This window comes from Enterobacter sp. WPR_3_1 (assembly GCF_003635055.1).
GTDB lineage: Bacteria > Pseudomonadota > Gammaproteobacteria > Enterobacterales > Enterobacteriaceae > Enterobacter > Enterobacter ludwigii.
In genome coordinates this window covers 197,118-209,974 of sequence record NZ_RBXU01000016.1, presented here as the reverse complement: position 1 = coordinate 209,974, position 12,857 = coordinate 197,118, and the positions used below count along the sequence as shown (strand labels likewise).

Annotated in this window: 10 protein-coding genes and 1 rRNA gene; 8 read left to right on the top strand and 3 right to left on the bottom strand. The window is 55.2% G+C overall.

Features of this window, described 5'->3' with window-relative positions; translation table 11 throughout:
- From rrf to BJ887_RS22965, 4 genes are all read left to right on the top strand, one after another.
- Positions 1-88 (top strand): 5S ribosomal RNA (gene rrf, locus BJ887_RS22980); the annotation flags it as partial.
- Positions 89-222: 134 nt separating this feature from the next.
- Complete coding sequence (gene murB, locus BJ887_RS22975) at positions 223-1,251, top strand: UDP-N-acetylmuramate dehydrogenase (RefSeq protein WP_050737721.1); 1,029 nt, start codon at positions 223-225, stop codon at positions 1,249-1,251.
- On the top strand, positions 1,248-2,210 hold the full coding sequence (birA, locus tag BJ887_RS22970) for a bifunctional biotin--[acetyl-CoA-carboxylase] ligase/biotin operon repressor BirA (RefSeq protein ID WP_121340495.1): 963 nt from the start codon (positions 1,248-1,250) through the stop codon (positions 2,208-2,210). The genes murB and birA overlap by 4 nt, the downstream gene beginning before the upstream one ends.
- Positions 2,211-2,216: 6 nt before the next feature.
- Positions 2,217-3,212: a glycosyl hydrolase family 8 gene (locus BJ887_RS22965; RefSeq protein WP_121340494.1), complete on the top strand. Its 996-nt coding sequence runs from the start codon at positions 2,217-2,219 to the stop codon at positions 3,210-3,212.
- A 44-nt stretch (positions 3,213-3,256) separates the two neighbouring features.
- On the opposite strand, the gene bcsG is transcribed toward BJ887_RS22965, so the two are convergent.
- The 3 genes from bcsG to bcsE are packed head-to-tail and all read right to left on the bottom strand — an operon-like array spanning position 3,257 to position 6,682.
- The gene (bcsG, locus tag BJ887_RS22960) at positions 3,257-4,936 is read right to left on the bottom strand and encodes a cellulose biosynthesis protein BcsG (protein ID WP_020884479.1); all 1,680 of its coding nucleotides are present in this window, start codon (positions 4,934-4,936) and stop codon (positions 3,257-3,259) included.
- On the bottom strand, positions 4,929-5,126 hold the full coding sequence (gene bcsF / locus BJ887_RS22955; RefSeq protein ID WP_025202797.1) for a cellulose biosynthesis protein BcsF: 198 nt from the start codon (positions 5,124-5,126) through the stop codon (positions 4,929-4,931). Before bcsF ends, bcsG begins: the two co-directional genes overlap by 8 nt.
- Positions 5,120-6,682, bottom strand: coding sequence for a cellulose biosynthesis c-di-GMP-binding protein BcsE (gene bcsE, locus BJ887_RS22950; RefSeq protein WP_020884480.1), 1,563 nt, complete (start codon positions 6,680-6,682; stop codon positions 5,120-5,122). Before bcsE ends, bcsF begins: the two co-directional genes overlap by 7 nt.
- Positions 6,683-6,855: 173 nt before the next feature.
- On the opposite strand from bcsE, the gene bcsR reads away from it, so the two are divergent.
- The 4 genes from bcsR to bcsB are packed head-to-tail and all read left to right on the top strand — an operon-like array spanning position 6,856 to position 12,851.
- A complete protein-coding gene (gene bcsR / locus BJ887_RS22945) occupies positions 6,856-7,044 on the top strand; it encodes a cellulose biosynthesis protein BcsR (protein WP_020884481.1) in 189 nt (62 codons plus the stop codon).
- 11 nt (positions 7,045-7,055) lie between these two features.
- Positions 7,056-7,808: a cellulose biosynthesis protein BcsQ gene (gene bcsQ / locus BJ887_RS22940; RefSeq protein ID WP_025202798.1), complete on the top strand. Its 753-nt coding sequence runs from the start codon at positions 7,056-7,058 to the stop codon at positions 7,806-7,808.
- On the top strand, positions 7,805-10,420 hold the full coding sequence (gene bcsA / locus BJ887_RS22935; protein ID WP_025202799.1) for a UDP-forming cellulose synthase catalytic subunit: 2,616 nt from the start codon (positions 7,805-7,807) through the stop codon (positions 10,418-10,420). The genes bcsQ and bcsA overlap by 4 nt, the downstream gene beginning before the upstream one ends.
- A 10-nt stretch (positions 10,421-10,430) precedes the next feature.
- Entirely contained in the window at positions 10,431-12,851 is a 2,421-nt protein-coding gene (gene bcsB, locus BJ887_RS22930; protein ID WP_121340493.1) for a cellulose biosynthesis cyclic di-GMP-binding regulatory protein BcsB, read from the top strand.
- Positions 12,852-12,857 lie beyond the last annotated feature (6 nt).

Genomic DNA, 12,857 nt, shown 5'->3' with positions numbered 1-12,857 from the left:
CTGACCCCATGCCGAACTCAGAAGTGAAACGCCGTAGCGCCGATGGTAGTGTGGGGTCTCCCCATGCGAGAGTAGGGAACTGCCAGGCATCAAATAAGTGAAGAGGCCATCCGAAAGGATGGCCTTTTTGCGTTTTTATCCCTTCCTCGTTGCTCTAAACTAATCACCTATCCCCCCGTATATACGGTAAACTATCCCGGTTTTTGTCTCAGGATAGCGTCTATGAATCACTCCCTTAAGCCCTGGAATACCTTTGGCATTCAACGTAATGCTAATAAAATTGTACGTGCCGATACTGCACAGCAGCTGCTGGATGCCTGGCAAAGCGCAACAGAACAAGACGAACCTGTACTGATTCTGGGCGAAGGAAGTAATGTCCTGTTTCTCGATGATTTTGCGGGAACGGTGATCGTTAACCGCATCATGGGAATTGATGTGGAAGAGCGCGCCGATAGCTGGCATCTGCACGTTGGCGCCGGTGAAAACTGGCATCATCTGGTGCAATACACCCTGGACAAAGGGATGCCAGGACTGGAAAACCTTGCCCTTATCCCTGGCTGCGCCGGATCATCCCCCATTCAAAATATCGGTGCCTATGGCATCGAACTGAAACACGTTTGTGAATACGTCGATTGTATTGAGCTGGCGACCGGCGCGGCTCAGCGTTTAACCGCTGAACAGTGCCGTTTTGGCTACCGTGACAGTATTTTCAAGCATGAATATCAGGATCGCTACGTGATTGTCGCCGTAGGCCTGCGTCTGGCAAAAAACTGGCAGCCGGTGCTGACCTACGGTGATTTAACGCGTCTCGATCCCGAAACGGCGACTGCCCGTGACGTCTTTGACTCGGTGTGCCATATGCGCACGACCAAACTTCCTGATCCTAAAGTGAATGGAAATGCGGGAAGCTTCTTCAAAAACCCGGTTATCAGCAGCGAAAACGCACAAGCGTTTCTTGCAGGTTGGCCTGCCGCACCCCATTACCCACAGGCGGATGGTAGCGTGAAGCTGGCCGCGGGCTGGCTTATCGATCAATGTCAGTTAAAAGGCGCCTCCGTGGGCGGTGCGGCCGTTCATCGCCAGCAGGCTCTGGTGCTGATTAATCAAAACGATGCGACCAGCGAGGATGTTGTCCAGTTGGCCCATCACGTCCGTCAGCAAGTGGGCGAAAAATTTAACGTCTGGCTGGAGCCAGAGGTCCGCTTCATTGGCCGTACGGGTGAAGTGAATGCCGTGGAGGTTATCGCGTGAAGGACAATACTATCCCTTTAACCCTGATAAGCATTCTTGCCGACGGTGAATTCCATTCCGGCGAGCAGCTGGGTGAACACCTGGGCATGAGCCGTGCCGCCATTAACAAGCATATCCAGACCCTCCGCGACTGGGGTGTCGATGTCTTTACGGTACCCGGAAAAGGCTACAGCCTGCCGGAGCCGATTCAGCTGCTGAATGAAGCGCTGATCCGCAGCCAGGTAGGGCAGGGCAATGTTGCGGTCTTGCCGGTGATCGATTCGACCAACCAGTACCTTATGGATCGACTCAGCGAATTATCTTCCGGGGATGCCTGTGTAGCCGAGTACCAGCAGGCCGGGCGTGGCCGTCGAGGCCGCAAGTGGTTTTCGCCATTTGGTGCCAACCTCTATCTCTCCATGTACTGGCGTCTGGAGCAGGGTCCCGCTGCTGCTGTTGGCCTGAGTCTGGTCATCGGGATTGTGATGGCAGAAGTGCTGCACGATCTGGGCGCTGATAAGGTGCGGGTGAAATGGCCAAACGATCTTTATCTGAACGATCGTAAACTTGCCGGTATTCTCGTTGAATTAACGGGTAAAACAGGCGACGCGGCGCAAATTGTCATTGGTGCAGGCCTCAATATGGTGATGCGCAATGTACAAAATGACGTGGTGAATCAGGCGTGGACCAACCTGCAGGAAGCGGGGATCACCATCGATCGCAACACCCTTGCCGTGCGTATGATTAAAGAATTACGCAGTTCGCTTTCGCTCTTTGAACAAGAGGGGCTGGCATCCTTCCTGTCCCGTTGGGAAAAGCTGGATAACTTTATTAACCGTCCGGTGAAATTGCTGATTGGTGATAAAGAGATCTACGGTATTTCCCGCGGCATCGACGCACAGGGCGCGTTGCTCCTGGAGCAGGATGGCGTGATCAAACCCTGGGTGGGCGGTGAGATTTCACTGCGCAGCGCGGAATAACCCATTATGCGAAAACCCGCATGCGCCGCTCTGGCCGTCATGATGAGTTTACTGTTCTCCCCCCTTTCTCAGGCGGGCCAGGCCTGGGAGAGTTACAAAGCACGCTTCTTTACGCCGGAAGGGCGGATTGTCGATACCGGCAACGGCAATGTTTCGCATACTGAAGGCCAGGGCTTCGCCATGCTGATGGCGGTGGCTAACGACGATAAAGCCACGTTCCATAAGCTCTGGAAATGGACTGACGGTACGTTAAAGAACAAAGAAAATGGTCTGTTTTACTGGCGTTATAACCCTGCCGAGTCCAACCCGATTGCTGACAAAAATAACGCCGCCGATGGCGATGTCCTGATTGCCTGGGCGCTGTTGAAAGCGGATACGCGCTGGCATGACAAACAGTACAGCGCCGCATCGGATGCGATAACGAAAGCACTCATTAGCCACACCGTGACCCGTTATGCGGGTTACCGCGTGATGCTGCCCGGCGTCCAGGGGTTTACCCTCGACGGTGAGATCGTGCTTAACCCCTCTTATTTCGTCTTCCCGGCCTGGCAGGCCTTTGCCAGCCGCAGCCATTCGCCGGTCTGGGGCAAGTTGATTCAGGATGGCCATCGCTTGCTGGCAAAAATGGGATCGGGTAAAGCCAGACTTCCCACGGACTGGGTCTCACTGGGCTCTACGGGCACGCTGTCCCCGGCCAAAGCCTGGCCGCCACGGATGAGCTATGACGCGATCCGCATTCCACTTTACCTGGCCTGGTCTGATAAGAAGAGCCCGCTGTTAACGCCGTGGCGAGCCTGGTTCGGTCAGTTCCCCCGCGAAAAAACTCCCGCATGGGTAAACGTGACGACCAATGAATATGCGCCTTACATGATGGAAGGGGGGCTGCTGGCGGTACGTGATTTAACGATGGGACAGCCATCCGGAGAACCCGAGATCACTGCAAAGGATGATTACTACTCCGCAAGCCTGAAAATGCTTGTATGGCTTGCTGAGCAGTCATAACGGAACGGGTGAGCCCTCTCCCCTGGGGGAGAGGGAAATGCGGTTTACTGCGGATAAGGCACCCAGTCTCCACCGTTCAGGCGAACGTACGGTTTGTTCTGATACTGAATCACGACCGCGTTCGCGTTCTCAGAGACTTCGGCAGTTTGCGGCAGGTTACTGGTGAGCTGATCCCAGTTCACGCTGTCTTCCACAAACAGTTTGCCGTCAACCGCGCGGGCAACCAGTTCTGAAATGGCCAGATAGCTGGTTGGCTGAGCGATCTCAATCGGTGCGCCCTGATGAGGTGCCTTCATACCAAAGAATTTAATGCCTGCCGGTACGTTGGTAATAGACGGGCTAGGGATATCACGCAGACCTGACACCTGCATTCTGTCGCCTTTCAGCGCGGCGCCGTGTTCAGGTACCACAACCACCATCACTTTACGGCCCGATTTATCCAGCTCCGTAAAGAACGCGTCCAGTTCATCGAAGAATTTCTGCGCACGAACTTTATAATCTGCCGTTTTGCTCACGCCAGGGAAGTGGTTACCATCGTGAAGCGGCAGCGTGTTGTAGAACGTTGCACTGCGCGGATTACTGTCTTTTTCGATGGTCTTCAGCCAGCGTTGCAGCACGGCGGTATCGTCATAAACAGGTGAACCGTCAAAGCCCAGCAGAGTGACCGGCAGTCCGGTTTGATCCATCAGCTGTGCCTGCATACCACCCTGTTCGCGCACCTCTTTCAGGAAGTTACCGAACTGGCCGTTATGTCCCAGCATCAGATGCTGCGTGAAGCCCAGTTTTGAGAGGTTATCGAACAGATAACACTGGTTGCCGGCGGGTTGATACAGGTTCTTATGCGATGTCTGACCGCAGCTTGCACGAAGCAGGCGAATTGCCGCCGGGCCGCTGTACGAGGTGGCAGAGTTAAAGTCTTTAAACTGGATATCGAAATGGGACCACAGCGGGTGAGACATCAAACCCGCGGCATCGACGTCAGCCCAGGAGAGTGAACAGATGTTGATCACCAGCAGCTCAAACGGCTGAGCATCCGCCGGCAGGGCTTCCGGGAATTTGGTCTGACGTTTATCTTCCGCGGTATAGAAGCTGGAGAGCCAGGCGTTCAGGTTAGTGGACGTCGGCGGTGCGGTCTGCGTCGGGATATCGCCGACCACAGGCGTATCACCTGCCGTCGTGACGGTTGCCGCTGCACTTCCCCCGGTAGTGGTCACCGTGGTCGTGGGTTGACCCGCGGGCCACAGGGAGAAGTCTGGACCTGCAAGCGTCAGCACGTTCAGCCAGATCATAATGGCGACGACAAATACCGTGACGCGGATCCATTGTGACAGGAACAGCCAGGCTACCAGCAGCACAAAGACGGCACCTATCATTTGCCAGTTAATAAAGCGCTCGGTCAGGTCAAGGACATAGCTGGCGCTAAACCCTGCCACCTGCGAACCCTGACTCATAATGCTGTCCGGTCCCGGCAGCCAGGTGTCATGCCAGAACAGAGCAAAGCCGACAGGGATAGCAATCCAGTGACGCAAGCGATGCAGCCTGATATTGGGCAAAGGCATCAGCAGGAAAGCCATAAACACCAGGTTGAGCAGGGGATGGAAATTCAGATAGCCTGCCCACAGCAGACCAAACTTCACCAGAAAGTAGAAGTTCCAGCCGGAAAGGCCGCGCCAGTATTGCCAGAGCGGCGATGGTGACGAAGCGGTATAGGTAGAATTAGTCATGTTTTCGGTCTGCCTTGACGTGTGATGCCCGTGTCAGTGTTCCGGCTGGTTTTACATAGCGAGGTTTTACAAACAGCACTCTGGCCGTATCGCGGATACGGCGTATGGAATGGCGTGCATAGTAGCCAAGCGGGAAAAAGATCAGCGCACAGAATACGACCAGTTGAATGATATCGCTGATATTCATGATGGTGCGTTCTCCCCATTCTCAGTTAACAGGCGAAGGGGTTCCGGTATTCGCCGCCAGACGTGTCCGTCATGTCGGGCGTTGAGAATCGGTTTGGCATCGCTCTTCACGGTGAGCGGTTTCGCCCATTGTTCAGGCTCGAGGGCGCGCATCTGCACCAGCTCTGCACTGATAGAATTATCTTCGAACCAGATCATACGGTTCGAGAAAATATCCCCGGTTGGCAGGGGGAAGATATGGTTAAGGGCGGTATCAAGATCGTTTATCCGGCAGAAGGACAAGAACAGCACCAGGCGGTTGTCGCCGATGGTCATGATGTCTCCTGTGCGGTTCGGACGACATAACGTGAGCGCCTGTTCAACGCGGATACCCGGTACCGGGCGCAGGGCAACCATCACCCCTTTCCCGTCTGCAGGAAGCAGCGTGTTGCTCATCATGTTGCCGACGGCGTCGCAGAAGGTATCCCATTTCTGGTATCCGCGCAGCTTCATCGGCTGCGTCATGGAGAGCAGGGTGGAGATATCTTCCGGTACGTGACGGTTGAACTGCTGGCCCTGAACGCTTTCGAGAAGCGTCAGGCAGCGTGATAACGGCGCATTCCACGGAATCACCATATTGGCACCGCAGCCCAGAAGCAGGCGCTCATCCGTGGCGCGAAGGCTGGTGTTATTTTCGCGCACCACTATTTTTAAGGCGCTTCCGCGCTGGCGACGTAAGGTGTGGATCTGTCGCGCCAGCGTTTCAATCTGGTTATTTTGCATGAGCGAAAAAACAATGGTTGCTGCCTGGGTTGTGCGAGCTTCATTAAAAAGCGCTTCGTTAGAATCAAACAACGACCAATTTTCCGAGAGCGCAGGCGCCCCCTCTAAAACGGCAATATGGCTCAGGATTCGTTTTTCATCGCTGCGCGGTTGCACCACGGTTTCTTCCTGCTGCGCCAGGTGCCATTCGCCCTCAATATGTTTAAGGGTGAGCTGTTGTCTGGCGCTTACGCCTTTTTCATTACACCAGAACGCAATATCGTAGAGATAGCTGTCTGCCTGGTTCCGAAGACTCGCCAGACCAAACAGGGAGCGATATTCGCCCATTAAAAGGGAAAACAGTTTGTCGTTATTACTGCCAGGATTGACTATCAATAGCGTGCAATTTTGAAATTTTGCCCATTTATTGATTTTTTCCAGCCAGGGCAGTAGTTTTTCAGCAGGGATATTTTGCAGGGCGTTATTTGAGCATTTCAGAATCACCAGATAGTGATCCGGATCAATAGAGCACTGAATGTCGCGGGACAAAAAGTATAGACTATCGGCCTCCGCAGGCATGGAAAATAATCGCACCGTCTGCGGACCGCGATCGTTTTCAAGGGTGATAATTTTCTTTGGCTCTTCGCCCATGCTCACGACGGCCACGCGGGAATCCTTGCCCTGAGCGGCAATTGTCTTGTTTACCAGACTGATAGCATCTTCATTACGATCCGTATTAATCCACCAGACTCCTCCGACTGGCATGTGGCTCAATTCGTCCCATAATGACTGGATGCCAATAGAAAATATGGAGTCCACGGTGTCCCTCTTTTCGTTTAATTTCTCTGTATCTCAGTTTACTAGCGAAAGCGTAGAAATAAACCTAACATTGAAATTAAAGAACATCAGATTTAGCATGTAAATGAAATTTGATAGGGCAGGAAGCCTCGCTACTTCTGATTGTGCGATTTTACTCAAAGGGATGGAATAGAATGGATAATAACGAACCCGGCACCCCAGTCGACTCTACCCTGGGTTACACATTCCAGAACGACTTTCTGGCGCTGACGCAGGCGTTTTCATTACCTGAAATAGATTACACCGACATTTCCCAGCGGGAACAGTTGGCCGCGGCTATTAAACGTTGGCCGCTATTAGCTGAATTTGCCCAACAACAATAAGGGAGCCATTGATGGCCATACTAGGATTACAGGGCGTCCGTGGTGGAGTAGGTACAACATCCGTTACCGCGGCGCTGGCGTGGTCATTACAGCTTTTAGGTGAATCGGTATTGGTGATTGACGCCTGTGCCGATAATTTGCTGCGCATGTCGTTTAATGTCGACTTTACGCGTACAGAGGGTTGGGCTCGCGCGCTGCTTGATGATAAAGACTGGCGCGATGCGGGTATGCGTTATACCTCGCAGCTTGATGTACTGCCCTTTGGCCAATTGACCACTACCGAGCGTGAAAATGAAGCTGCCTATCAGCGTCTGTTTTCCCAGTTCACCGTCGCGCTGCAGGAGCTGAAAGAAAAAGGCCATTATAAGTGGATCCTTCTGGATCTGCCGCACGGCGCCGGCACGCTGACCCGACAGCTTATGGCGCAGTGCGATCGCGTGCTGTCGATTGTGAACGTCGACGCGAATTGCCATATCCGTCTGCATCAGCAAGGGTTGCCTGAAAATGGTCATATCCTGATTAACGATTTACGCATTGGCAGCCAGATCCAGGACGATCTGTATCAGGTTTGGCTGCAAAGCCAGCGCCGTCTGCTGCCGATTGTTATCCATCGTGATGAGGGCATGGCGGAATGCCTTGCCTCCAAACAGCCACTCGGTGAATACCGCAGCGATTCCCTGGCGGCAGAAGAGATCCTGACGCTGGCGAACTGGTGTCTGCTGCACTTTGCCAAAGGGGCAGAGCCTGCAGGGAGTTCTGTATGAGCCGTCTCGCCAGCTGGTTACTCATCCCGCCGGTCAGTTCGCGTCTGAGCGAACATTACCGGCATTTTCGCCGGCACGGAGCTTCGGCATTCAGCGCCGCGCTCGGCTGCTTCTGGATGATTCTGGCCTGGACGTTCATTCCCCTCGAACACCCGCGCTGGCAGCGCATTCGTGCGCAGCACAGTGAGTTATATCCGCATATTCATCCCGACCGCCCGCGACCGTTGGATCCGGCGCGTTATATCATTCAGGCTGTCTGGCTGGTGGCCACGTCGTCCCGCTCAGAAAACAAAGCGCCGCGCTGGCGCAGCTTCTCCCGCGTGCAACATTTACGTGAGCGCTATCACCAGTGGCTGGACAGTTTGCCTGACCGCGTGGGTGATAAGACCAGCCATCTGGATAACCATAAAGAGCTCGGGCATCTGCACCCGGGCTTGCGGCGTTTTATACTCGGCGTAATCGTCGTTTTCTCGCTCATTCTGGCCCTGGTCTGTATTACGCAGCCCTTTAACCCTCTGGCGCAGTTCACCTTCCTGATCCTGCTGTGGGGCGTGGCATTGCTGGTGCGCCGTATCCCGGGACGCTTCTCCGCCCTGATGCTGATAGTGCTGTCGCTGACCGTCTCCTGTCGCTACATCTGGTGGCGTTACACCTCAACGCTCAACTGGGATGACCCTGTCAGCCTGGTGTGCGGTCTGGTTCTGCTGTTTGCGGAAACGTACGCCTGGGTTGTACTGGTGCTGGGGTATTTCCAGGTCATCTGGCCGCTCAACCGTCAGCCGGTTCCGCTGCCAAAAGACACGTCACAATGGCCGTCTGTCGATCTCTTCGTGCCGACCTACAACGAAGACCTGAGCGTGGTAAAAAACACGATTTACGCCGCGCTGGGTATCGACTGGCCGAAAGATAAACTCAAAATCTGGGTCCTGGATGACGGCGGCCGCCCGGCGTTCCGCCAGTTCGCGGAAGAGGTGGGTGTCGAGTACATCGCCCGTACCACGCATGAACACGCCAAGGCCGGGAACATCAACAACGCCCTCAAATATGCCAAAGGTGAGTTTGTCTCAATCTTTGACTGCGACCACGTGCCGACGCGCTCGTTCCTGCAGATGACGATGGGCTGGTTCCTGAAGGAGAAAGAGCTGGCGATGATGCAGACGCCGCACCACTTCTTCTCGCCAGATCCATTTGAACGTAACCTTGGCCGTTTCCGTAAAACCCCTAACGAAGGCACGCTGTTCTATGGCCTGGTGCAGGACGGGAACGACATGTGGGATGCGACCTTCTTCTGCGGTTCCTGTGCGGTTATCCGTCGTAAACCGCTGGATGAGATCGGTGGCATTGCCGTCGAAACGGTCACCGAAGATGCGCATACCTCGCTGCGCCTGCACCGTCGGGGCTACACCTCCGCGTATATGCGTATTCCGCAGGCCGCGGGTCTGGCAACGGAATCTCTCTCGGCGCACATCGGCCAGCGTATTCGCTGGGCGCGCGGCATGGTGCAGATTTTCCGTCTCGATAACCCCCTGATTGGGAAAGGGCTGAAACTCGCGCAGCGTCTGTGCTACGTCAACGCCATGTTCCACTTCCTGTCCGGTATCCCGCGCCTCATCTTCCTGACCGCGCCGCTGGCGTTCCTGCTTCTTCACGCCTATATCATCTACGCGCCTGCGCTGATGATTGCGCTGTTTGTTCTGCCGCACATGATCCACGCGAGCCTGACGAACTCGAAGATTCAGGGTAAATACCGCCATTCGTTCTGGAGTGAAATCTACGAAACGGTGCTGGCCTGGTACATCGCGCCGCCGACGATGGTGGCGCTGATCAACCCGCATAAAGGTAAATTCAACGTCACCGCGAAAGGCGGTCTGGTGGAAGAGGAGTATGTCGACTGGGTCATCTCCCGGCCGTACATCTTCCTGGTGTTGCTGAATATCGTGGGCGTGATTGCCGGTATCTGGCGCTACTTCTACGGCCCGGAAAACGAGATCCTGACCGTGTTCGTGAGTATGGCATGGGTGTTCTACAACCTGATTATCCTCGGCGGCGCGGTTGCGGTGTCGGTGGAGAGCAAACAGGTCCGCCGTGCGCATCGCGTGGAAATCTGCATGCCTGCGGCAATCGCCCGTGAAGATGGTCACCTCTTCTCCTGTACCGTGCACGACTTCTCAGACGGTGGTCTGGGGATAAAAATCAACGGTCAGGCGAAGGTGCTGGAAGGGCAGAAGGTTAACCTGCTGCTGAAGCGCGGCCAGCAGGAGTACGTCTTCCCGACGCAGGTGGTGCGTGTAGCCGGTAATGAAGTCGGTCTGCAGCTGATGCCGCTGACGAAAAAACAACATATTGATTTTGTGCAGTGTACGTTTGCCCGCGCGGACACGTGGGCTCTCTGGCAGGACAGCTTCCCGGAAGATAAACCTCTGGAAAGCCTGCTGGATATTCTGAAGCTGGGGTTCCGTGGCTATCGTCACCTTGCAGAATTTGCCCCGTCGTCGGTGAAATTAATTTTCCGGTCCCTTACTTCGCTGGTTTCCTGGATCGTATCGTTCGTTCCTCGTCGTCCCGAGCGGGATGAGGCGAAGCAGGCGGACCCGGTTATGGCTCAACAATGATGATAACGCGATGAAAACTAAACTTTCCTGGTTATGTGCAGTGGCAATGGGGGTAAGTGCACTCCCCACAACGATGGCTAACGCAGCACCCGATAACGCAGCGGCAACGCCTGCTCCGACGGTGCCTGTGGTCGCCCAGGCGACCGATCCGGTTATCACCGCGGCACCCGGTCAAACGGAAAACGTCATTCCGAACCAGCCTACGGACGGCAACACCCTGCCGGCAGACAGCAATGTCGTCGGTCAGGTGATGCCGGGCGTACAGGGAGCAAACGCGCCTATTGTCGCGGATGATGCCCCGTCACGGGACGTGAAGCTGAGCTTTGCGCAGATTGCGCCGCCGCCGGGCAGCATGGTGCTGCGTGGTATTAACCCTAACGGCGGCATTGAGTTCGGTATGCGCAGCGATGAGGTTGTCTCTCACGCCATGCTGAACCTTGAATACACGCCATCGCCGTCGCTGTTGCCGGTACAGTCTCAACTGAAGGTTTACCTGAATGATGAGCTGATGGACGTCCTGCCCGTCACGAAAGAGCAACTGGGTAAGAAAACACAGGCCCAGGTGCCAATTAACCCCCTTTTCATCACCGACTTTAACCGCATACGTCTTGAGTTTGTCGGTCACTACCGTGACGTCTGTGAGAACCCTGCCAGCAATACCCTGTGGGTAGACGTAGGACGCAACTCTTCGCTGCAGATGACCTACCAGTCGCTGGCGCTGAAAAACGACCTCTCGTCGTTCCCGGTTCCGTTCTTTGATCCGCGTGATAATCGTCAGTTAGTGCTGCCAATGGTGTTTGCGGCGTCTCCGGACGTCACCGAGCAGCTGGCGGCCACCATTGTGGCATCGTGGTTTGGTTCACGTTCCGGCTGGCGCGGGCAGAACTTCCCGGTGATGTACGACAAAATGCCGGACAGAAACGCGATCGTGTTTGCGACCAACGCGAAACGTCCTGCCTTCCTGCGCGATCACCCGGACGTAAAAGCGCCGACCATTGAGATGATGAGCCACCCGGATAACCCGTACGTGAAGCTGCTGGTGGTCTTCGGGCGTGATGATAAAGACCTGGTGCAGGCGGCCAAGGGCATTGCCCAGGGTAACGTTCTGTTCCGTGGAAACAGCGTGGTGGTGGATGAGGTTAAACCGCTGCTGCCGCGTAAACCTTATGATGCACCAAACTGGGTGCGTACTGACCGTGCCGTCACGTTTGGCGAATTGAAAACGTATGAAGAACAGCTGCAGGCGACGGGGCTTGAGCCAGCCCCGATTAGTCTGTCACTGAATCTGCCGCCAGACCTGTACCTGCTGCGCACCAACGGTATTGATATCAATCTGAGCTACCGTTACACCGCGCCGGCAACCAAAGACAGCTCGCGCATGGATATCAGCCTGAACAACCAGTTCCTGCAATCTTTCAGTCTGACAAGCACGCAGGATACTAACCGACTGATGCTCCGTCTGCCGGTGTTGCAGGGGCTGCTGGACGGGAAAACGGACGTCTCTATTCCGGCGCTGAAGCTTGGGGCGATCAACCAGCTGCGCTTTGATTTCCAGTACATGAACCCGATGCCCGGCGGCTCGGTGGATAACTGCATCACCTTCCAGCAAGTACAGAACCACGTTGTGATTGGGGATGAGTCAACCATCGACTTCTCGAAGTATTATCACTTCCTTGCCATGCCGGACCTGCGTGCATTTGCCAATGCCAGCTTCCCGTTCAGCCGTATGGCCGACCTCTCTGAATCCATTGTCGTCATGCCAAAAGCGCCAAATGAGGGCCAGGTGACGACCCTGCTGGACACCATGGCGTCCGTGGGTGCGCAGACCGGATTACCGGCAATTAACGTCACGTTGACTGACGATGGTAGCCAGATCCAGAACAAAGACGCGGACATCATGGTGATCGGTAACATCCCGGATAAGCTGAAGGATGACAAGCGTATCGATCTGCTGGTCAAAGCAGCCCAGTCCTGGGTTAACACGCCACTGCGTCAGACCGAGTTCCCGAGCATTATGCCGGATATTAACGATCGTCAGGCCAGCGTGCAGACAACCGTTACGTCTCAGGGACCAATGGCCGCGGTGGTTGGCTTCCAGTCACCTTACAACGAGCAGCGTAGCGTAGTGGCGCTCCTGGCGGACAGCCCGCGTGGGTATGCGTTACTCAACAGCGCGATGAACGACAGCGGCAAACGTGCCGCGATGTATGGTTCGGTGGCGGTGATCCGCGAGTCTGGGGTCAATAGCCTGCGCGTGGGCGATGTGTACTACGTGGGCCATCTGCCGTGGTTCGAGCGTCTGTGGTATGCGCTGGCTAACCATCCGGTTCTGCTGGCTATCCTGGCCGCCGTCAGCGTGGTGTTGCTGGCGTGGGTGCTGTGGCGTCTGCTGCGTATCATCAGCCGTCGTCGCCTTAACCCGGATGAGTAACAGGTG

What these genes read in the sequence shown, in the direction of transcription:
- murB (WP_050737721.1), top strand. Translation starts at nt 223, where the DNA reads ATGAATCACTCCCTTAAGCCCTGGAATACCTTTGGCATTCAACGTAAT.
- BJ887_RS22965 (WP_121340494.1), top strand. Translation starts at nt 2,217, where the DNA reads ATGCGAAAACCCGCATGCGCCGCTCTGGCCGTCATGATGAGTTTACTG.
- bcsG (WP_020884479.1), bottom strand. Translation starts at nt 4,936, where the DNA reads ATGACTAATTCTACCTATACCGCTTCGTCACCATCGCCGCTCTGGCAA.
- bcsR (WP_020884481.1), top strand. Translation starts at nt 6,856, where the DNA reads ATGGATAATAACGAACCCGGCACCCCAGTCGACTCTACCCTGGGTTAC.
- bcsQ (WP_025202798.1), top strand. Translation starts at nt 7,056, where the DNA reads ATGGCCATACTAGGATTACAGGGCGTCCGTGGTGGAGTAGGTACAACA.
- bcsA (WP_025202799.1), top strand. Translation starts at nt 7,805, where the DNA reads ATGAGCCGTCTCGCCAGCTGGTTACTCATCCCGCCGGTCAGTTCGCGT.
- bcsB (WP_121340493.1), top strand. Translation starts at nt 10,431, where the DNA reads ATGAAAACTAAACTTTCCTGGTTATGTGCAGTGGCAATGGGGGTAAGT.